The 20,758-nt window shown below is 73.6% G+C and carries 18 protein-coding genes; 9 read left to right on the forward strand and 9 right to left on the reverse strand.

The window, feature by feature from the left end; translation table 11 throughout:
* The 6 genes from U5640_RS04665 (at nucleotide 1) to U5640_RS04690 (ending at nucleotide 9,016) form a co-directional block, all read left to right on the forward strand.
* A complete protein-coding gene (locus tag U5640_RS04665) occupies nucleotides 1-4,638 on the forward strand; it encodes a beta-ketoacyl synthase N-terminal-like domain-containing protein (protein ID WP_340374528.1) in 4,638 nt (1,545 codons plus the stop codon).
* Nucleotides 4,635-4,943, forward strand: coding sequence for an acyl carrier protein (locus U5640_RS04670; RefSeq protein ID WP_067252449.1), 309 nt, complete (start codon nucleotides 4,635-4,637; stop codon nucleotides 4,941-4,943). The genes U5640_RS04665 and U5640_RS04670 overlap by 4 nt, the downstream gene beginning before the upstream one ends.
* Before the next feature lie 3 nt (nucleotides 4,944-4,946).
* On the forward strand, nucleotides 4,947-5,753 hold the full coding sequence (locus U5640_RS04675) for an alpha/beta hydrolase (protein ID WP_340374529.1): 807 nt from the start codon (nucleotides 4,947-4,949) through the stop codon (nucleotides 5,751-5,753).
* Nucleotides 5,750-6,910, forward strand: a complete 1,161-nt coding sequence (locus tag U5640_RS04680; protein WP_340374530.1) for a glycosyltransferase — start codon at nucleotides 5,750-5,752, stop codon at nucleotides 6,908-6,910. The genes U5640_RS04675 and U5640_RS04680 overlap by 4 nt, the downstream gene beginning before the upstream one ends.
* Nucleotides 6,907-7,974 carry a class I SAM-dependent methyltransferase gene (locus U5640_RS04685; RefSeq protein WP_340374531.1) on the forward strand — a complete coding sequence of 356 codons (1,068 nt, stop codon included), beginning with the start codon at nucleotides 6,907-6,909 and terminating at the stop codon, nucleotides 7,972-7,974. Before U5640_RS04680 ends, U5640_RS04685 begins: the two co-directional genes overlap by 4 nt.
* 97 nt (nucleotides 7,975-8,071) lie before the next feature.
* A complete protein-coding gene (locus tag U5640_RS04690; RefSeq protein WP_340374532.1) occupies nucleotides 8,072-9,016 on the forward strand; it encodes an alpha/beta hydrolase fold domain-containing protein in 945 nt (314 codons plus the stop codon).
* 104 nt (nucleotides 9,017-9,120) lie between these two features.
* Here the strand turns inward: U5640_RS04690 and U5640_RS04695 are convergent, their stop codons facing one another.
* The 3 genes from U5640_RS04695 to U5640_RS04705 all read right to left on the reverse strand — a co-directional run bounded on the left by U5640_RS04695 (nucleotide 9,121) and on the right by U5640_RS04705 (nucleotide 11,914).
* Nucleotides 9,121-9,909 carry an alpha/beta hydrolase gene (locus U5640_RS04695; RefSeq protein WP_340374533.1) on the reverse strand — a complete coding sequence of 263 codons (789 nt, stop codon included), beginning with the start codon at nucleotides 9,907-9,909 and terminating at the stop codon, nucleotides 9,121-9,123.
* A 319-nt stretch (nucleotides 9,910-10,228) separates the two neighbouring features.
* Nucleotides 10,229-10,741 (reverse strand): hypothetical protein, encoded by a 513-nt coding sequence (locus U5640_RS04700; protein WP_340374534.1) that lies wholly within the window; start codon nucleotides 10,739-10,741, stop codon nucleotides 10,229-10,231.
* Between the two features lie 141 nt (nucleotides 10,742-10,882).
* Complete coding sequence (locus tag U5640_RS04705) at nucleotides 10,883-11,914, reverse strand: LacI family DNA-binding transcriptional regulator (RefSeq protein ID WP_340384928.1); 1,032 nt, start codon at nucleotides 11,912-11,914, stop codon at nucleotides 10,883-10,885.
* Nucleotides 11,915-12,212: 298 nt separating this feature from the next.
* On the opposite strand from U5640_RS04705, the gene U5640_RS04710 reads away from it, so the two are divergent.
* Complete coding sequence (locus U5640_RS04710; protein ID WP_340374535.1) at nucleotides 12,213-12,989, forward strand: SDR family oxidoreductase; 777 nt, start codon at nucleotides 12,213-12,215, stop codon at nucleotides 12,987-12,989.
* Between the two features lie 79 nt (nucleotides 12,990-13,068).
* Nucleotides 13,069-14,073 carry a Gfo/Idh/MocA family oxidoreductase gene (locus tag U5640_RS04715; RefSeq protein WP_340374536.1) on the forward strand — a complete coding sequence of 335 codons (1,005 nt, stop codon included), beginning with the start codon at nucleotides 13,069-13,071 and terminating at the stop codon, nucleotides 14,071-14,073.
* 42 nt (nucleotides 14,074-14,115) lie between these two features.
* On the opposite strand, the gene U5640_RS04720 is transcribed toward U5640_RS04715, so the two are convergent.
* The 4 genes from U5640_RS04720 to U5640_RS04735 all read right to left on the reverse strand — a co-directional run bounded on the left by U5640_RS04720 (nucleotide 14,116) and on the right by U5640_RS04735 (nucleotide 17,478).
* Nucleotides 14,116-14,289 carry a hypothetical protein gene (locus U5640_RS04720; RefSeq protein WP_340374537.1) on the reverse strand — a complete coding sequence of 58 codons (174 nt, stop codon included), beginning with the start codon at nucleotides 14,287-14,289 and terminating at the stop codon, nucleotides 14,116-14,118.
* 176 nt (nucleotides 14,290-14,465) lie between these two features.
* Entirely contained in the window at nucleotides 14,466-15,380 is a 915-nt protein-coding gene (locus tag U5640_RS04725) for an ATP-binding cassette domain-containing protein (protein WP_340374538.1), read from the reverse strand.
* 5 nt (nucleotides 15,381-15,385) lie between these two features.
* On the reverse strand, nucleotides 15,386-16,462 hold the full coding sequence (locus tag U5640_RS04730) for an ABC transporter permease (RefSeq protein WP_340384930.1): 1,077 nt from the start codon (nucleotides 16,460-16,462) through the stop codon (nucleotides 15,386-15,388).
* Nucleotides 16,462-17,478, reverse strand: a complete 1,017-nt coding sequence (locus U5640_RS04735) for a sugar ABC transporter substrate-binding protein (RefSeq protein WP_340374539.1) — start codon at nucleotides 17,476-17,478, stop codon at nucleotides 16,462-16,464. Before U5640_RS04735 ends, U5640_RS04730 begins: the two co-directional genes overlap by 1 nt.
* Nucleotides 17,479-17,891: 413 nt before the next feature.
* Here U5640_RS04735 and U5640_RS04740 point away from each other — a divergent pair, with 413 nt between their 5' ends.
* Complete coding sequence (locus tag U5640_RS04740; protein WP_340374540.1) at nucleotides 17,892-18,677, forward strand: GntR family transcriptional regulator; 786 nt, start codon at nucleotides 17,892-17,894, stop codon at nucleotides 18,675-18,677.
* 16 nt (nucleotides 18,678-18,693) lie between these two features.
* Here the strand turns inward: U5640_RS04740 and U5640_RS04745 are convergent, their stop codons facing one another.
* Together U5640_RS04745 and U5640_RS04750 are read right to left on the reverse strand one after the other, a co-directional pair.
* Nucleotides 18,694-19,452, reverse strand: coding sequence for an SDR family NAD(P)-dependent oxidoreductase (locus U5640_RS04745; protein WP_340374541.1), 759 nt, complete (start codon nucleotides 19,450-19,452; stop codon nucleotides 18,694-18,696).
* A gap of 2 nt (nucleotides 19,453-19,454) precedes the next feature.
* Nucleotides 19,455-20,633 (reverse strand): acyl-CoA dehydrogenase family protein, encoded by a 1,179-nt coding sequence (locus U5640_RS04750; protein WP_067252419.1) that lies wholly within the window; start codon nucleotides 20,631-20,633, stop codon nucleotides 19,455-19,457.
* Between the last annotated feature and the right edge of the window lie 125 nt (nucleotides 20,634-20,758).

The following is a 20,758-nucleotide window of genomic DNA, read 5'->3' on the forward strand; positions in this document are numbered from 1 at the left end:
GTGACGTCATCCCCCGCGCCCTCGGCGGCGCGTCACGTGCCGGTCGCCATCGTCGGCATGTCGGTGCTGCTGCCCGGGTCCGCCGATCTGGACGCCTACTGGCGGAACCTGCGGGACGGCGTGGACGCGATCGGCGAGGTCCCCGAGGGGCGCTGGGACGCCGACTACTACCGGCCCGGCACGGCCGCCGAACCGGCCCTCGCCGACCGGGTCTACGCCCGCAGGGGCGGGTTCGTGGACGGGCTGGCGCAGGTGGAGGTCACCCGGTTCGGGATCATGCCGAATTCGGTGGCCGGCACCGAGCCCGACCAGCTGATCGCCCTGCACGTGGCCGCCGCGGCCCTCGACGACGCGGGCGGCACGGACCGGCTCCCCGACCGAGGGCGCGTCGGCGTCGTCCTCGGCCGGGGCGGCTACCTCACCCCCGCCCTGGCCCGGCTCGACCAACGGGTACGTACGGCGGGACAGCTGGTGCGGACGCTGGGCGAGCTGCTGCCCGACCTCACCGACGGCCAACTCGCCCGCGTGCGGGAGGCGTTCACCGAGCGGCTGGGGCCGGACAGCCCCGAGGCGGCGATCGGTCTCGTACCCAACCTCGCCGCCTCCCGGGTCGCCAACCGGCTCGATCTGCGCGGCCCGGCGTACACGGTGGACGCCGCCTGCGCGTCCTCGCTGGTCGCCGTGGACCAGGCGGTCGGCGAACTGGCCTCGGGGCGCTGTGACCTGATGCTCGCGGGAGGCGTCCACCACTGCCACGACATCACGTTGTGGAGTGTGTTCTCCCAACTGCGCGCCCTGTCCCCGAGCCAGCGGATCCGCCCGTTCCACCGGGACGCCGACGGCATCCTCATCGGTGAGGGCACCGGGGTCGTCGTCCTGAAACGGCTGGCCGACGCCGAGCGGGACGGCGACCGGATCTACGCCGTGATCCGGGGCACCGGGGTGGCGAGCGACGGCCGGGCGGCCGGGCTGGTCAACCCCGATCCCGGCGGCCAGGCCGCGGCCGTACGGCAGGCGTGGCGGGCCGCCGGGCTCGACCCCGCGGCGCCCGGCGCACTCGGGCTGCTGGAGGCGCACGGGACCGCGACGCCGGCCGGTGACGGCGCCGAACTGAGCACCCTGGCGGAGGTGTTCGGGCCGAACGACGGCGAACGGGACGCGGTCGTGGGCTCGGTGAAGTCGATGATCGGGCACACCATGCCCGCCGCCGGTGTCGCCGGACTGGTCAAGGCCGCCCTCGCCGTCCACCACGCGACCCTGCTGCCCACCCTGCACTGCGACGACCCGCACCCGGGCCTGGCCCGCACCCGCTTCCGCACCCTGGAGAAGGCGGCGGAGTGGGAGACCGGCCCGCGGCAGCCGGTCCGCCGGGCCGCCGTCAACGCGTTCGGGTTCGGCGGGATCAACGCGCACGTGGTGCTGGAGGAGGCGCCGGGGGCACGGCGGGGAGCCGGGGCGATGCCGGCCCTCGCGACCGCAGTCCATGCCGCCTCCCCCGCCTCCCCCGCCTCCCCCGCCTCCACGTCGTCCATTTCCTCCGCCTCCTCCGTCTCCCCCACCGCCCCCGCCGCCCCCTCGCGCGCCGAGGTGGCCGAGCCCGAGCGGATCCTCCTGCTCGCCGCCGACTCCCCGGCAGCGCTCGCCGCCCTGCTGGACGCCGACGACGTCACCCTGCGGGCCGCCGGGCTCGACGCCGCGCGCCCGCAGCCGGGCGCGGGCCCGGCCCGGGTCGGGATCGTGGACCCCACCGCCAAGCGGCTCGCGCTGGCCCGTCGCGCCGTCGGCAAGGGGCGCGCCTGGCACGGCCGCACCGACGTCTGGTTCCGGCCGGGACCGCTGCTGGGGGCCGGAGAGGGAAAGCTGGCGTTCCTCTTTCCCGGTCTGGAGGGCGACTTCACGCCCCGGGTCGACGACATCGCCGCCCACTTCGGCCTGCCCGCCCCCGAACTGGCCGCCGGGGACGCCCAGGACGTCGGCCGGCACGGCTTCGGGGTCGTCGCCGTGGGCCGGCTCCTCGACACCGCGCTGCGCCGCACCGGGATCGTGCCGGACGCGGTCGCCGGGCACAGCGTGGGCGAGTGGACGGCGATGGCGGCGGGCGGACTGTACGCGGGGGACGAGGTCGACGCCTTCATGGCGGGCTTCGACCCCGACACGGTGACGGTCCCCGGGCTGGCCTTCGGCGCGATCGGCGCCTCCGCCGAACGGGTGCTGGCGGCCCTGCGCGAGGAGGGCCGGGCCGGGGCGGGACTCGTCCTCTCCCATGACAACGCGCCCGGCCAGTCCATGGTGTGCGGGCCCCAGGCCGCGGTCGAGGACTTCGTCCGCGCGTTCCGCTCCCGCGGGGTGCTCAGCCAGGTGCTGCCGTTCCGGTCGGGCTTCCACACGCCGATGCTGGCGCCCCACCTCGGCCCGATCCAGGAGGCCGCCGGCCGGTTCCGGCTCCAGGCACCCCACACCCCCGTCTGGTCCGGGACGACCGCCGCCCCCTTTCCCGAAGGGGAGGCGGACGTAAGGGAGTTGTTCGTACGGCATCTGCTGGAGCCGGTGCGTTTCCGGCAGCTGGCGCAGGCCCTGTACGCGGCCGGACACCGGGTGTTCGTCCAGGCGGGGCCCGGTCAGCTCGGCTCCCTCGTGGGCGACACCCTCGGCGGACAGGACCACCTGGTCGTCGCCGCCAACTCCCCCCACTGCTCGGGCCTGGCGCAGCTGCGCCGGGTGGCCACGGCGGTGTGGACGGCAGGGGCGGACGTGGCCCCCGCGCTGACGCACCGTCCCCGGCGGACACCGCCGAGACGGTCCCCGGTGCGGCTGGACCTGGGCGGCGCCCTCGTGTCGCTCCCGCCGGACCGACTCGCCGGGCTCCGCGCCGGGCTCGGCACCGGCACCGGCACCGGCACCGGCGGCCCGTCGCCGCTGGACGCGCTCGCGCGGCACTCGCCGCTGGCGGCCGAGTTGACCGCCCTCATGCGCGAGACGGCGGACACGGCCGCGGCCCTGCTGGACCCCTCGGCGCGGCGCTCCGCCCCCAGGGCGCTCGCCCCCCGCCGCACCACCGTCCGGGTCTCCCCCGACACCATGCCGTACCTCCTCGACCACTGCTTCTTCCCGCAGCGGCCCGGCTGGCCCGACGTGGCCGACCGGTGGCCGGTGGTGCCGGCCACGACGATCGTGCGGCACCTCATGGACGCGGCGGCCGAGGCGGCACCCGGCACGGTGCCGGTGGCCGTGCACGGCGCGCGGTTCGAGGAGTGGCTCACCGCCACCCCGCCCGTCGACGTACCGGTGACGGCGGTCCCGGAGGGTCCCGACCGCATGGCCGTCTCGTTCGGTCCGCGCGCCCGTGCCACGGTCGAACTGGCCGCCTCCCACCCGTCGCCGCCCCCGGTGCCGTGGCCGGCCGGCCCCGCCGAACGCGTCCCCGAGCACACCGCGGCCCAGCTCTACGACGAACGCTGGATGTTCCACGGCCCCGCGTTCCAGGGCGTGAGCGAGCTGACCGCGATCGGCGACCGGCAGGTGCGCGGGGTCATCACCACGCCGCCCGCGCCGGGCGCGCTGCTGGACAACGTCGGTCAGATCCTCGGCTACTGGATCATGGCGACGCGGTCGGAGCGGACCGTGGTGTTCCCGGTCGGCATGCGGGAGATGCGCTTCTACGGGCCGCACCCGGCGCCCGGCACGGAGGTCGCGTGCCTCGTCCGGATCACCTCGCTCACCGACACCTTCCTGGAGGCCGACGTCCAGCTCACGGTCGACGGCACGGTCTGGGCCGAGCTGTACGGCTGGCAGGACCGCCGGTTCGACAACGACCCCAGCACCCGTCCCGTCGAGCGCTTCCCGGGGCGCAACACCCTCTCGGAGTTGCGGCCGGGCGGCTGGACGCTGCTGCACGAGCGCTGGCCGGACCTCGCCTCCCGCGAGCTGATCATGCGCAACTCGCTCGGCGGCCGGGAGCGTGACGCGTACGCGGCGCACCCGCCGCGCGGGCGCCGGCAGTGGCTGCTCGGCCGGATCGCCGTCAAGGACGCCGTACGGCGGTGGCTGTGGGACAGCGGCGAGGGCCCGGTCTTCCCGGCCGAACTCCGGGTGGAGAACGACGCGTCGGGCCGCCCGTTTGTCACCGGGGTGCACGGCAGGGACCTGCCCCCGCTGGACGTCTCCCTGGCGCACTGCGCGGAGGCGGGCGTGGCGATCGTCCGCCCGCACACCCCCGGACCGGGCCCCGGCATCGACGTCGAGGAGGTCACGGCGCGCACCCCCGAGACGCTCGCGGCGGCCCTGGGCCCGGACGAACTCCGGCTGCTGCGCGCGCTGTCGTCGGCCCCGGAGGACCCCGCGGGCCCCGGGGACCCCGAGGCGCTCTGGTTCACCCGCTTCTGGGCGGCGAAGGAAGCCGTCGCCAAGGCGGAGGGCACCGGATTCGGCGGCCGGCCACGGGACTTCACCGTGCGGGACGCGAGCGCGGACGGCCGGCGGCTGACGGTCTCGGGACGTCTGGAGCGCGCCTACACCGTGCACTGCGAGCCCGTCGCCAACCCGCCCACCCTGCCCGCCCGGCAGTACGTCGTCGCCTGGACCGCGGGCCCCGCCCCGGCGCCCGCGGAACCGTCCCCACCGAAGGAGTACGACCGATGACCCCCGTCACCGCCGACGAGGAGCACGTCCTCGCCGACCTCACCGGCATGCTCGCGCGGCTCCTGGAGGACGAGTACGGCCTCGACGACGTCGAGATCGGCATGCAGACCACCTTCAACCGCGACCTGGAGCTGGAGAGCATCGACCTGGTGACCCTGGCGGGACTGCTCCAGGAGCGGTACGGCGACCGGGTCAACTTCGCCGAGTTCCTGGCCGGGATGGAGTTCGACGAGATCATCGAGCTGACCGTGGGCCGGCTCGTCGAGTACGTGGTGACCAGCCTGAAGGCGGCGGGGGAGAGCTGAGCCATGGCGATGGTCGACACCGGCGCCGTCCGGTTGCACGTCCAGCGGCTCGGTCCCGGCGGGGGCCGCCCGGCCGACGCCACCGTCGTCCTGGTGCACGGTCTGCTCACCGACAGCCTGGCCAGCTACTACTTCACCGTTGCCCCCGCGTTCGCGGCGGCCGGCCTCGACGTCGTCATGTACGACCTGCGCGGTCACGGCCGCAGCGGGCGCCCGGCCGAGGGCTACACCCTGGACGACAACATCGACGACCTGGCGGCGCTGCTCGACCGGCTGGGGGTGTCCGGGCCGGTGCATCTGGTCGGCAACTCCTACGGCGGCACGGTCGCGTTCGGCTACGCGGCCCGGCATCCGGAGCGGGCGGCCTGCGTGGCCCTGATCGAGTCCGAACCGGCCACCGCCGCCTGGGCCCGGAAGCTGGACGGCATCCTGCGCCGGGTCATGACCCAGCTCGCGCACAACGAGCCCGACGCCCTCGCCTGGATCAGCGCCCACCGGGGCCACAACACGGCCCGGCTGGCCAGGGGCGCGGCCCGGCTGGCCCGCGAGACGACGCTCGGCCGGGACATCCCCGCCAGCCGGGTGCTGAGCGCCGACGAGCTGGCGGCGGTGCGCTGCCCGGTGCTCGCGGTGTACGGCGGCGACTCCGACCTCGCCGAGCAGGCGGCGTGGCTGGAGCGGGCGCTGCCGGACTGCCGGACGGTGATCGTGCCGGGACACGAGCACTCCGTGCTCGTGGAGGCGTCGGGGACGGTGGGCGGGCACGTCCTGGCCCTGGTGGAGCAGACCCTGCGGGCGGCGGCCCGGTGAGCCGGTTCCTGTTCGTCGTGCCGCCGCTGGTCGGACATGTGAACCCGACGGTGGGGGTCGCCGCCGAGCTGGTCGCGCGCGGACACCGGGTGGCGTGGGTGTGCCCGGAGCCGGAGCTGGTGGCGCGGCTCGCGGGCGCCGACGCGCTCGTCCTGGCGTGCGCCGGGACCGGGCGGGGCGAGCGGCCCGCCGAGCTGCGGGGCCCCGAGGCGCTGAAGTTCCTGTGGGAGTGGTACCTGCTGCCGCTGGCCGAGGCGATGGCGCCGGGCGTGCGGGCGGCCGTCCGGGAGTTCCGGCCGGATGTGGTGGTGGCCGACCAGCAGGCGTTCGCGGGGGCGTTCACCGCCGAGCGGCTGGGTCTGCCCTGGGCGACCTCGGCGACGACCTCGGCCGAGTTCACCGACCCGCTGGCCGGACTGCCCAAGGTGCGGGAGTGGGTCGACGGGCGGCTCGCCGCACTGCGCGCCGCGATCGGCGATCCGCTGCGGGTGACCGACCCGCGGTTCTCCCCGTACCTCGTGCTCGCCTTCAGCACCCCGGAGTTGGCGGGCCCGGCCGAGGGCGTCCGCTGGGTCGGCCCCTCGGTCACCGCGCGCCCCGAGACGCCCGGGTTCCCCTGGGAGTGGCTCGATGCCGGCCGGGCCACCGTGCTGGTGAGTCTCGGCACCGCCAACACCGAGGTGGGCGGGCGATTCCTCGACGTGTGCCGCACCGCGCTGCGTGAACGGGCCGACCGGGTCCAGGCCTTGATCGTCGACCCGGGCGGCACGCTCGGCGCCGCCACGGACGACAAGGACGTGCTGGTGGTGCCGTCCGTGCCCCAACTCGCCCTGTTGCGGCGGGGGGTGGACGCGGTGGTGTGTCACGCCGGGCACAACACGGTGTGCGAGGCGCTGTGGCACGGCGTCCCTCTGGTCGTCGCGCCCATCCGGGACGACCAGCCGGTGGTCGCCGGGCAGGTCGTGGACGCCGGTGCCGGGGTGCGGGTGCGCTTCGGCCGGGTCACGGCGGAGCGGCTGGGCGCCGCCCTGGACGCCGTACTGCACGGGCCGGCCCACCGGGCGGCCGCCGAGCGGATCGGTTCGGCGTTCCGCGCCGCGGGCGGCGCACCGGCCGCCGCGGACCACCTCGACGAGCTGGCAAGGGAGTCCGCATGACCGACGAGACCCGGCCGGACGAGCGCGTCGCCGCGCTGCGGCCCGGCTACCAGGCCGACATCGCCGCCGGTGTGGAGCGGTTCCTGGAGCCCCGCCGCACCAGCTGCCCGTGGTGCGGCGGCGAGGAACTCACCACCCGGCTGCGCACCACCGATCTGCTCCAGCACAAGCCGGGCCGGTTCGTCCTGGACCGCTGCGCGGGGTGCGGGCACGTGTTCCAGAACCCCCGGCTCAGCGCGGAGGGACTGGAGTTCTACTACCGGGACTTCTACGACGGTCTCGGCGAGAAGAAGCTCGGGGACACCTTCGGGGCGCGGACCGCGATGTACCGGAACCGGGCGGAGTCGATGCTGCCGTACGACTCCGCGCCGAAGGCCTGGCTGGACGTGGGCACCGGGCACGGGCACTTCTGCGCGGCGGCGCGCGAGGTGCTGCCGGACACGGTGTTCGACGGACTGGACTTCACCGACGGCGTCGAACTCGCCGAGAGGGAGGGCCGGGTGGCGCACGGCCACCGCGGCAGCTTCCCGGAGCTGGCGCCCGAACTGGCCGCCCGTTACGACGTGGTGAGCATGTTCCACTACCTGGAGCACAGCACCGACCCCGACCGTGAGCTGCGGGCCGTGCGGGAGGCGGTGCGGCCGGGCGGGCACCTGCTGATCGAGGTCCCCGACCCGGAGAGCCGCTACGCCCGGCTGCTGGGCCGCTGGTGGCTGCCCTGGCTGCAGCCGCAGCACCTCCATCTGGTGCCGGTGGGCAATCTGCGGGACCGGCTCACCGGGCTGGGCTTCACGGTGGTCGCGGAGCAGCACGCCGAGCCGCACGACCCGGTCGATCTGCTGGCCGCCGTCTGGCTGGCGCTGGACCACACGGCGCCGCGCGAGGACGCGCCCTGGCTGCCCGCACGGCCGGGCGCGCCGCGCCGGGCGCTGCGGGCCGCGCTGCTGCTCGCGGGGGTCCCGGCGCTGATCGCGGCCACGCTGCTCGACCGGTTCGCCGTCCGGCCGCTGGCGCACCGGCTGGGCGTGTCCAACGCGTACCGGATCGTCGCCCGCCGCGACTGACGACTGGGCAGACGGGTTCCGCCGTGCTAGCTTCAGGCCCATCGGATCAACAGGAATCCTGGCGATTGACGGTACCGGCCCGACGAACGGAACCCGCATGTCCCTCCTGGCCAGACCGGCGGTGGCGACCCGCGCCGCGAAGACGATGCAGGGCCTCACCAGGCTGGCGAGCCGCCGCTCGGGCGGCCCCGGTTCCATGGCCACCTGGCGGGCCCGGTTCCCCGAGTACCCGCGGGACGCGACCGAAATGACGGTGGCGACCTCGGTCGCCCCGGCGCCGGTCACGGTGTACCTGCCGCCGGCCGGGACCGCCGGCCGGCCACCGGTCCACGTCAACTTCCACGGCGGCGGCTATGTCATGTCGATGCCGATGATGGACGACGCGCTGTGCCGGTTCCTCGCCGTCGAGGCGGGCGTGGTCGTGGTGAACGTGCAGTACGTGGTCGCGCCGCAGCACCCGTTCCCGGCGCCGACCACCCAGGCGTACGAGGTCGTGCGCTGGGTGGCCGGGCACGGCGCGGAGCACGGCTGGGACGGCGCGCGGCTCACCGTGGGCGGGCAGAGCGCGGGCGGCGGACTCGCCGCGGCCGTGGCCCGCCAGGCCCTGGAGCGGGGCGAGCCGTCGATCGCCCTCCAGGTGCTGCACTATCCGCCGCTGGACCTCGCGACCGCCGGCCGGGACAAGAAGGCGGCGGTCGCCCGGCCGATGCTGCGGCCCTGGATGGCGGACGTCTTCGACACGTCGTACGTGCCCGACCCCGAGGAGCGCGCGGACCGGCTCGTCTCCCCCGCGCACCCCGGGGACTCCGCCGATCTGCGGGGCATCGCCCCGGCGCTCGTGGTCACGGCCGAGTACGACCTGCTGCGCGCCGAGGGGGTCCGCTACGCCGAGCGGCTGCGCGCGGCCGGCGCCCTGGTCGAGCACCACGACGTGGCCGGGGCCGACCACGGCTACGACGGGAGCGACGACGAGAAGGCCCGGAGCACCTACGCCCTGATGGCCCGTCACCTCCGCAGCGCCACCGCGCCCGACGCCTCCTGAGAGGCCCGGGCGCCGCGGTCCCGCCGGGAGCCGCCGTCCCCCTATTCGGCGGCTCCCGGTGGGGCGACCCCTGCCGGGGTCCCGGCCGGGGAACCGGCCGGGACTCAGCGCACCCCCGCCTTCACCGCCTCCAGGACGACCTCGGCCACGGCCTTCGGCTGTTCCACCAGGACCGCGTGTCCCGCGTCGGGGACCGTCACCATCCGCACGTACGGGCAGGCCTGGAGACCGGCGCGCTCCTCGTCGGTCAGGCCGATCTCGTCGTGGTCGCCCCGCACCACCCAGGACGGCACGCCGGCCCCGCACAGCCGCTGCACCAGGGAGGGGTGGCGGCCGAGGTAGACGTAGTACTCGTGGAGGATCCGGCGGCAGGCCGCCGGGTCGTTGTCGGCCATCACCGCCGCGAGCGCCTCCGCGCGCAGCGGCGGCAGTTCGCGTTTCATCGCCCGGGGCAGCAGCCCGAGCATGCCGGCCCAGACCATCGCGCCGAGACCCGGTACCCGGCCCACCGCGTTCAGCACCGCCAGGGACTTCGTCTCGTCCCCGCGCGAGAAGCTCGGCGAGAGCAGCACGAGCGGGCCCCGGAACAGGCCGAGGGCGGCCATCTCCAGCGCCACGTTGGCGCCCAGGCTGTGCCCCACGACCGCCTCGCAGCCGGCCTCGGCGGCGAAGTCGGCCATCAGCCGGGCGTAGTGCTCCATGGACACGTCCTCGGGCGGATCGGTGCGGCCGAAGCCCGGCAGGGTCACCGCGACCGTCCCGAGGCCGGCCACCGCGGGCTCGGCCATGACGTCCGCGCAGAACTCGGTCGTGCACAGTCCGCCCGGGATCATCAGCACCCGGTGCGCGGCGTCCGCCGGTCCGCCGCGGCGGACCTCCCAGCGCTCACCCATACAACGAGCGTGACCCCGTACGACGCGCTCCGCACCCCGAACGCCGGCCACCGCACACGAGGTGCGGGGACGGCCTGACGGTGTCCCCGGGGTGCCGGTGCGCGCCGGTCGGTGCGCGCCCGCGGGCTCCTGGCCGACCGGGACGGGCGTCCGCCGCGTGCCGCGCGGGGCCGCGGTCCCGCTGAAGTCGCCGTTGCCCGCGCCGAGCAACCGGCCGCCGGGCCAGGGGCCGGGGACGGCCGCCGGAGCGGCCCCTGCCGAAGTCCCCGGCGCGGGCGGTGACGACGAGGCGTGACACCGGGCACGTGCCGGGCACCGGTCACTTGATGACGGCGTTGGCCACGACCACGACCAGCCCGAGCAGCGCGTCCAGCATCCCGACCAGCAGGGCGGCCGCCCAGGAGCGGTGTGCCCGGCGGGCGGTGACCAGACCGAGGGCGAACAGCAGGGCGATGTTGAGGGCGAAGGCCGGGTACTCCACCCCGTTCGCCGGCCACCAGCCCCAGCCCGCGCCCGCCAGCACCACCACCGTCGGTACGACCGCCGCGACCAGGGACCATTCGTCGCGCAGGGCACGCAGCGCGTCCCAGCGGCGGTGCGGGGCGCGCTCGGCGATGTAGTGGGCGTAGCCGTGCGCGAGGGCGGACGCCCCGGCGGTGACCAGCAGCCACAGGGCGTCGTAGCGGCGCCTGGCCGGGGAGGCGTACCCGTACTGGGTGAGCGCGGCCACCATCGAACTCGCGAGGACGGCGCCGTAGACCCCGCCGAAGAGCATCGTCTCGTGGGCGTCGTGCCCGTGGGGCCGGACCGCGTCCGCCGTGTCGTCCGCCATGCGCTCCACGATCACCCGGCCCCGCCCCGCCTGCCAGTCACGACGAACCGTCCGCCGTGATCAGCGGCTCGCCGACCAGCGGGATCGAGGGCGGCCGCACCCTGACCGTCGGCCCCGGCGACTGGCTGAGCCCCTCCCCGGTCAGCCGCCCGCCGCCGGGGGCATGTTGTACGGGGTCACCACCTGGATCGCGGACGGCAGGGTCGGTCCGGCGGGCGGCAGGGCCCCGTGGGCGCGCATCACCGTGTGGCAGGCCTCGCGCATGTCCTGGCGCAGGTCGTGGTGGAGGACGGCGGACAGCCGGTGGTCGCGCAGCAGCCGGGTGTTGTCGTGGTCGAGGTCGTGCGCGACGAACACGGCGCACTCCCGGCGGGCGTCGGCGAAGGCCCTGAGGGTGGCGAAGTTCCCGCCGCCGATCGAGTACACCGCCCGGATCTCCGGGTCGCGGGCCAGGGCGGCCCGGACGAGGTCGTACTGGGTGGCGTCCAGGCCCTGCCCCTCGGTGATCTCCACCAGGGCGCGGCCCGGGTGCCGGGCCCGCATCACCCCGCGGAAGCCCATCTCGCGCTCCTCCTCGTTGCGGAAGAACCCGCTGGACAGGCTGGTGAGGACATTGCCGGGGCGCTCGCCGAGCCACTGCCCCATGAGGTACGCGGCGGTGGCGCCGGCGGCCCGGTTGTCGATGCCGACATAGGCGAGCCGGGCGCTGGCGGGCAGGTCGGTGACGAGCGTGACGACCGGGATTCCGGCGGCGACCAGCCGGCCCACGGCGGCCGTGACCTCGGGGACGTCCGGCGCCTTGAGGATCACGCCCTGCGAGCCGCGCCGCGCTATCCGGTCCAGGACGGCGATCTGCTCCGCGACCGGTCCGGTCTCCCGGAAGTGGAAGCGGGAGCGCAGGACCGCCGGGTGCAGCGAGGGCAGTTCGGCCTCCAGGGCGGCCCGTACGGCGGTGGTGAACCGTTCGGGCGCCTGCATCACGATGTCCACCATGAAGGTCCGGCCGACGAGCCGGACCTGGGTGCGCTGGCGGTGCAGTTCGGCGATGGCCCGCCGCACCTCCTGGGCGGTGGACTCGCGCACCCCTCCCCTGCCGTTGAGGACCCGGTCGACGGTGGCCTCGCTCAGGCCCGCCTGACGTGCGATCTCACGGAGGGGGAAGGGGTGACCCACGGCAGGCTCCTCGTAGTCGCTCGACGGTCCGCCTGAGGGGTTTTTGATGGCCGCCTGCTGGTTGTTCGAAGGGTTTGTCATGACAAGAATGGCAGTGCTGAGCCGCCATTGTCATCGAAGGGGACGACGATGTCCTTCACGTCCGTGCGGGGGCGACGCGGTCTTCCTCCCCCCCGGCCGCGCCGCACGCCCGGGGCCGCACCGCACCCCGGAGGCCGTCGCGCATCCGGTCCTCCCCGTCCGGCGGGCACCGCGGGCGGGCGCCGAGCGGTGCGCCGACTGAAAGGACATGCGCTCCATGGGACTTCTCGACGACAAGGTCGTTCTCGTCAACGGCGGCAGCCAGGGGGTCGGCGCGGCCGTCGCGCGCGCGGCGGCCCGCGAGGGCGCCCTGGTCGCCGTCACCGGGCGGCGGCCGGAGCCCGGTGAGGCCCTGGCGGCCGAGCTGACCGGGGCGGGCGGCAGGGCGCTCTTCTTCCGGGCCGACCTCGCGGACGCCGACCAGGCGAAGGCGTCGGTGACCCGTACCGTGGCCGCCTACGGCCGGATCGACTGCCTGGTCAACGCGGCCGGGCTGACCGCCCGGGGCACGCTCCTCGACACCACGCCCGAGCTGTTCGACCAGCACGTCGCGATCAACCTGAAGGCGCCGTTCTTCGCCATGCAGGCGGCGGTCGCGGACATGGTGGCCCGCGAGGCGCCCGGCACGGTCGTCAACATCATCACCTCCTCGGCGCACGGCGGGCAGGCCTTCCTCGCGCCGTACGTCGCCGCCAAGGCCGGGCTGGTCGGCCTGACCCGCAACGCGGCGCACGCCCACCGCTTCGACCGCGTCCGGATCAACGGACTGAACATCGGCTGGACGGCGACCGAGGGCGAGGACGCGACCCAGCGGGCCTTCCACGGCGCCGGGGACGACTGGCGCGAGGAGGCGGCCGCGCGGCTGCCGATGGGCAGGCTGGGCCAGCCGGACGAGATCGCCGACTTCGTGGTGTTCCTGCTGTCCGAGCGGTCCGGCGTGGTCACCGGTTCGGTGATCGACTGGGACCAGAACGTGCTCGGCGGCCTCGACTAGACCTCGCTTCCTTCGTCCCCGCGTCCCTTCGTCCCTGCGTCCCCCTCCTCCGTAAGACCCCTCAAGGAGCTGCACCACCATGCGCATCGGAATCCTCGGCCTCGGCCGCATCGGCGCCTTCCACGCCGAGACCCTCTCCGGACTCGACGCCGTCGAGTCGCTCGTCGTGACCGACCCCTTCGCCGAGGCGGCCAAGGCCGCCGCGGAGCGGTTCGGCGCCGAGGTCGTGGACTCGCCCGAGGCCCTGCTGGCGGCCGGGGTGGACGGCATCGTCGTCGCCGCCGCCACCGACGCCCACCCCGCGCTGATCCTCGCCGGTGTCGAGGCGGGCATCCCCGTCTTCTGCGAGAAGCCCGTCGCGAAGACCATGACCGAGGGCGTCGAGGTCCTCGAGGCCGTCCAGGGCAAGGACGTGCCGATCCAGATCGGCTACAACCGCCGCTTCGACACCGGGTTCGTCGCCGCGCGGGCCGCCGTGCAGTCGGGTGAGCTGGGCAAGCTGCACACCGTCCGCTCCACCACCCTGGACCCGGCGCCGCCGCCGGCCGCGTACGTCGCCGCCTCCGGGGGCATCTTCCGCGACTGTTCGGTCCACGACTTCGACATCATCCGCTGGGTGACGGGCCGCGAGGTGACCGAGGTGTACGCGGTGGGCGGCAACCGGGGCGCCGACTACATCAAGGAGGCGGGCGACGCCGACACCACCGGCGCGCTGCTCACCCTCGACGACGGCACGATCGCCGTGATCTCCAACTCCCGTCACAACGCCCGTGGTTACGACGTCCGTATGGAGATCCACGGCTTCGCGGACTCCATCGCCGTGGGCCTGGAGGACAAGCTGCCGCTGCGCTCGGTGGAGCCCGGGGTCACCTTCCCGGCCGGCACCCCGCACGACTTCTTCATGGACCGCTTCACGGCCGCCTACCGCGCCGAACTGACCGCGTTCACCGAGGTCGTGGCCGGCACCCGGCCCTCGCCCTGCACGATCGAGGACGCCCTGGAGGCGGGCTGGATCGCCGAGGCCTGCACGCTCTCGCTGCACGAGCACCGCCCCGTGACGATCGCGGAGGTGCGGGCCTCCTGACCTCGCTCACCCCTGTGAGGGCGGCCCCTGCCGGGGCCGCCCTCACAGGCAGTAGCGGACCATCCACTCGTCCGGGTCGTAGGCGTCGCGCGCCGGGTCCCGAGGGACGGCCGGGCGCTCCTCCACCGTGTCCTCCGGGCGCACCCGCTCGGGCAGCGCCCCGAACCGGACCCTGCGCCGGTCCTCCTCGGTGCCTTCCCGCCGTTCCTCCTGCATCTCACTCTCCCCGTACAAGGCTCAGCACACCTTCCTTCTTCTCCAACGTCCTTGCGGCGCTGCCGGTTCCGGGAACGGCGATGCCCCGGTGGGAACCCACCGGGGCATCCGTCGCATCCGTCACGTCCGTGGGGCGGGGCTCCTCACGCCTCGCGCAACCGCGGGGAGCCGTCCTCTCAGGACGTCCCCTCGCCGCCGCCCGCCACCGGGGCGGTGAGGTCCGCCTCTTCCGGCAGCTCCTCCACGTCGACACCGCGGACCTGGGACAACTCGTGCTTGAGGGCCGCGAGTTCGGCGCCGCCTGCCATGTGGTTGGTCAGCTCCTCGAGGCTGACCTCGCTGCGGTCGGCGGAGAGTTCCAGGGTGCCGAGGCGCAGCACGCTGAAGTGGTCGCCGACCATGTAGGCGTGGTGCGGGTTGTGGGTGATGAAGATGACGCCGAGGCCGCGGTCGCGGGCGGCGGCGATGTACTTCAGCACCACACCGGACTGCTTGACGCCGAGGGCGGCGGTGGGCTCGTCCAGGATCAGCACCCGCGCGCCGAAGTAGACGGCGCGGGCGATCGCCACGCACTGGCGCTGGCCGCCGGAGAGCGTGCCGATGGGCTGTTCCAGGTCGTCGAGGACGATCCCCATGTTGCGCAGTTCCGCGTCGGCGGTCTTCTTCATCCGCTCGATGTCGAGACGGCGCACGGGCCAGGGGCCCTTGGTCATCTCGGAGCCGAGGAAGAAGTTGCGCCACACCGGCATCAGCGGGACCGTCGCGAGGTCCTGGTAGACGGTGGCGATGCCCTTGTCGAGCGCCTCGCGCGGGGTGGAGAAGCGCACCGGGGTGCCGTCGACGAGGAACTCGCCCTCGGTGTGCTGGTGCAGCCCCGAGATGATCTTGATGAGGGTGGACTTGCCGGCGCCGTTGTCGCCGAGGACGCAGGTCACCTTGCCGGGGTACACCTTCAGGTCCACGCCGTGCAGGGCGCGGATGTTGCCGTAGGCCTTGCCGGCGTTGCGCAGTGCGACGATCGCCCCGTCCGCCCGGTCGGCGGTGTCCGCGACGACCGCCCCGTGGGTGCCGGTTCCGTTGGTGGATGTCATGGGGGTCACCTCCGGGTCGCCGTACGGCTGACCCACAAGTTGATCAGGACGGCGCCGAGCAGCATCACGCCGAGGAACGCCTTGAACCAGTCGGGGTTCCAGCCCGCGTAGACGATGCCCTGCTGCACCATGCCGAACATGAAGGCGCCGAAGACCGGGCCGATCGCCGAGCCGGCGCCGCCGGTCAGCAGACAGCCGCCGATGACGGCCGCGGAGATGTAGATCAGCTCCTGGCCGACGCCCTCGCCGGACTGCACGGTGTTGAAGGTGAAGAGCTGGTGCATGCCGATGAACCAGGCACCGAAGCCGACCAGCATGAACAGCGAGATCTTGGTGAACGTGACGGGCACGCCGACCGCCCGCGCGCTCTCCTTGTTGCCGCCGACCGCGAAGATCCAGTTGCCGTACCGGGTGCGCAGCAGCACCCAGGTGGCGAGGGCGGCGAAGGCCAGCCAGTAGAAGATCGTGATCTTCACTTCGACACCGCCGATGTCGAAGGAGGAGGCGAAGATCTTCTTCGCCTGGTCGAAGCCGTCCATGTCGCTGATGTCGTCGGTGGCCACGTTGGTGGTGACCAGCTTGGTCACCGCGAGGTTGACGCCCTGGAGGATCAGGAAGGTGCCCAGGGTGATGAGGAAGCTGGGCAGTCCGGTCTTCACCACCATCCAGCCGTTGAGGAAGCCGATGCCGAGGGAGACCGCGAGGGCGACGACCACACCGACCCACACGTTCGCGGTGAGCTGGTAGCTGAGCATGCTCGCGGTGAGCGCCGAGGTGATCACGGCGACACCGGAGGACAGGTCGAACTCTCCGCCGATCATCAGCAGGGCCACGGGCAGCGCCATGATCCCGATGGTGGACGACTGGTAGAGGATGTTGGCCATCGAGCCGGCCTCGCGCACCGGCGGGGCCGTGATGAGGAAGAACACGTAGACCGCGACGGCACCGAGGAAGACACCCACCTCGGGGCGGGCCAGCAGCCGGAGGGCGAGGGGACGTCGGGCGGTCCGGCCGTCCGTCTCCTTCGGGCCGGGGGCCGGCGGTGTGGTCACCGCCGGCTCGGCGTGGTGGGTCATGCTGATCACCGGGTGCCCTTCGCGGCGAACGCGGCGACCTTGTCGACGTTGGTCTTGTCGACGAAGGCCGGACCGGTCAGCACCGGAGCCTCGCCGCCGCCCATGTAGTTGCCGTTGTTCTTGTAGAGCCACAGCGAGTCGATCGCCAGGTAGCCCTGGAGGTAGGGCTGCTGGTCGACGGCGAACTGGATGGTGCCCTTGCTGATGGCTCCGGTGAGGTCCTTGTTGAGGTCGAAGGTGGCGATCTTCGCCTTGGAGCCGGCGTCGGAGGCGGACTGGACGGCCGTCAGGGCGAAGGGGGCGCCGAGCGTGACGACGTAGTCGATGGACTTGTCCTGGGTGAGCTTGGCGGTGATCGTCGACTTCACCGACGGCATGTCGGTGCCGTTGACGTTCAGTACCTCGGTGGTGCCCGAGAAGGTCTTCTTCACGCCGTCGCACCGCTGGGTCAGGCCGATGTTGCCCTGCTCCTGGATGACACAGACGGCCTTCTTGGCGCCTTCCTCGTTGAGCCGCTTGCCGAGCGCCTCACCGGCGACGGTCTCGTCCTGGCCGAAGAACTCCATCAGACCGAGCTTCTGCCACTCGCTCACACCGGAGTTGAGGCCGACGACGGGGATGTTCGCGGCCTTCGCCTTGGCGACGACGTCCTTGAGCGCGTCGGGCTTGGCGAGGGTGACGGCGATCCCGTCCACCTTCTGGTCGATGGCGTTCTGGACCAGGTTGGACTGGTTGCCCGCGTTCGGGTCGGCCGAGTAGATCAGCTTGACGTTGTCCTTGGCCGCCGCGGCCTCGGCGCCCTTGCGGACGATGTCCCAGAAGGTGTCGCCGGGCGACTGGTGCGTCACCAGCGCCACCGTCATCTGCGGGGTGCTCGCCTTGCCCGCCGAGGCGCCGTCCGCGCTCTCCTCGGCCTTCTTTCCACCGGAGCTGCTGGAGCAGCCCGCCAGGGTCAGGGCCACCGCCGCGGCCATGGCCACGACCGGGGCGATTCTGCGGGAACGGGGCGAAGAGCTGTCCATCTTTCCTGCACCTCACTGTGCGACGGGAGAACGACCGGGAAAGGGTGGGGGGATCTCTGGGATCAGGGCCCGTTACTGCTCAGGGTGGGGCCATGGGGCCGGGTCCGCGAAGGTTCGTTTTCTGTTCGACTGAGGGACTCGGCCCGTGCACTGCTGGGACCGGATCAAATCCCCTCCCAGGCCCGCTGTCAATACTTTGTTAAGACATCATCTCAGGATCAGGTCCGAATGTAAGAACAAACCATTGACAGCGGAGGCCATCGGGACCTACACCTGGGGGACGCCAGATCACCCGACCACCATAGAAGCCGATCATCACCCCTCGCACACAGGCGTACCCCTCGCACGTGTGGACGATTCGGGGAGGTTCGTCGGACGATCCGCTCCCGCGGCCGACACAGGAGGTGCCCTCGATGGCGAAGACCGGTGAACGTCCCCGCGCGGTGGCCGCCTCGGCCCTGGAGGGGCTGCCCTTCGCGCTCGACCGGTCCAGCCCGGTACCGCTCTACTACCAGCTCGCCCAGCAGCTGGAGTCGGCGATCGAGCACGGCGCGCTCGCCCCCGGCAACCTGCTGGGCAACGAGATCGACCTGTCGACCCGGCTCGGCCTCTCCCGCCCCACGGTCCGCCAGGCGATCCAGTCGCTGGTCGACAAGGGGCTGCTGGTGCGCCGCCGCGGCGTCGGCACCCAGGTCGTGCACAGCCAGGTCAAGCGGCCGCTGGAGCTCAGCAGCCTCTACGACGACCTGGAGGCGGCCGGACAGGGACCCACCACGCACGTCCTGTGCAACGAACGGGTCCCCGCGGGCCCCGACGTGGCGGCGGCCCTCGGGATCGCGGAGGGCGCCGAGGTCACCCGGCTGGAACGGCTGCGCTCGGCACACGGGGAACCGGTGGCCCATCTGCGCAACTACCTGCCCCCGGCCCTGTTCGACCTGGACACGGAGCGGCTGGAGGCGACCGGCCTCTACCACCTGATGCGCGCGACGGGCATCACCCTGCACAGCGCCCGGCAGACCGTCGGCGCCCGCGCGGCCACCGCCGAGGAGGGCGGGCTGCTCGGCGAGGAGGCGGGCGCGGCCCTGCTGACCATGCAGCGCACGGCGTACGACGACACCGGCCGGCCGGTCGAGTACGGGACGCACATCTACCGCGCGTCCCGGTACGCGTTCGACTTCCAGCTGCTGGTCAGGGGCTGAGGAAGCGGCTCGAAGGCTACTTCGGGGCCATCCGCAGGGCACCGTCCATGCGGATGGTCTCGCCGTTGAGGTAGTCGTGGTCGATGATCGACAGGGCGAGCTGCGCGTACTCCTCGGGCCGCGCCAGCCGCTGCGGGAAGGGCACTCCGGCCGCGAGGCCCGCCCGGTACTCCTCGGAGACCGTGGCCAGCATCGGCGTCTCCACGATCCCCGGGGCGATGGTGCAGACCCGGATGCCGTACTGCGCCAGGTCGCGCGCGGCGGGCAGGGTCAGTCCGACGACGCCACCCTTCGACGAGGAGTAGGCGGCCTGGCCGATCTGGCCGTCGTACGCGGCGATCGACGCGGTGTTGACGATCACGCCGCGCTGGCCGTGCTCGTCGGCCTCGGTGGCGGCGACGGCCTCGGAGGCGAGCGCGAGGACGTTGAAGGTGCCGATCAGATTGATCTGGATCACCTTGGCGTACAGGGCGAGGTCGTGGACGCCCTTCCGGCCGAGGATCCGCGCGGACGGGCCGATGCCCGCGCAGTTGACGACCGTGCGCAGCGGGACCCCCGCGCCCGCCGCCGCGGCGACGGCGGCCCGGACCTGCTCGGGATCGGTGACGTCGGCGGGGACGTAGGTGACGCCGTCGACCTCGGGGGCCCGGTCGACGCCGTCCTTGAGGTCGAGGGCGAACACCTGCGCGCCGCGCTCGGCGAGGGCCTTCGCGGTGGCCGCGCCGAGGCCGGAGGCACCGCCGGTGACGAGGGCGGCGGTGTGGGCGAGCTGCATCATCACTCCTTGCCGAGGGCGGTGAGCACACCGCCGTCGTTACGGTCCAGCGCACGGGAGATGATCATGCGCTGGATCTGGTTGGTTCCTTCGAAGATCTGCATGACCTTGGCCTCGCGCATGTAGCGCTCGACGGGGAAGTCGCGGGTGTATCCGTATCCCCCGAGGACCTGCACGGCGTCCGTGGTCACCTTCATGGCGTTGTCCGTGGCCACGAGTTTGGCGATCGACGCCTCGCGTGTGAAGGGCAGACCGAGGTCCTTCAGCCGCGCGGCGGACAGGGTGGTGGCCCGCGCCGACTCGATCGCGGCGCCCATGTCGGCCAGCACGAACGCCAGCCCCTGGTGCTCGATGATCGGCTTGCCGAAGGTCTCCCGCTCCCGGGCGTAGCGCACCGCGTGGTCGAGGGCGCCCTGGGCGAGACCGCAGGCCACGGCGGCGATGCCGAGGCGGCCGTGGTCGAGGGAGGCGAGCGCGATCCTCAGCCCCTGCCCCTCCTCCCCGATGAGCCGGTCGGCCGGCACCCGGACGTCGTCCAGCCGCATGGTGGCGGTGGCCGAGCCGGTCAGCCCCATCTTGCGCTCCGGCGGATCGGCGCTGAGGCCCGGGGCGTCCGCGGGGACGAGGAAGCAGGAGATGCCGCGGCTGCGGTCCTCGGAGGTGCGGGCCATGACCGTGTAGAAGTCGGCGTGTCCGCCGTGGGTGGTCCAGGCCTTGGCGCCGTTGAGCACATAGGTGTCACCGTCGCGCACGGCGCGGGTCAGCATGGCCGCCGGGTCGGAGCCGGCGTGCGGCTCGGACAGGCAGTACGCGCCGAGCAGTTCCCCGCCGAGCATGTCCGGCAGCCACCGGCGCCGCTGCTCCGCGGTGCCGAAACGGGCGAGCGGGAAGCAGGACAGGGCGTGCACCGAGATGCCCACCGCGACGCTCGACCAGACCGCGGCGACCTCCTCCAGCACCTGGAGGTAGACCTCGTACGGCTGTCCCGCACCGCCGTCCTCCTCGGCGAACGGCAGACCGAGCAGGCCGCTGCGCCCGAGGGTGCGGAACGCGTCCCGGGGGAACGCCCCGTCCGCCTCCGCGTCGGCGACCCGGGGAGCGAGTTCCTTGGCGGCGAGGGTGCGGGTGAGCTGGATGAGCTCCACGGCCTCGTCGGTCGGCAGGGCGCGCGTGGCAGGCATGGTGACCTCCCCGGAGTAGTACGGAAAACGATACTGGCGTGCGTACGAACGTATCATTCACAGTACGGCACGCGGGCGTGCCGAAGCACCCCGGAACGGGGATCGATCAGCGGGTGGGCCGGAGC

Origin of the sequence: Streptomyces sp. SS7 (genome assembly GCF_037993025.1) — a bacterium.
Taxonomy (GTDB): domain Bacteria; phylum Actinomycetota; class Actinomycetes; order Streptomycetales; family Streptomycetaceae; genus Streptomyces.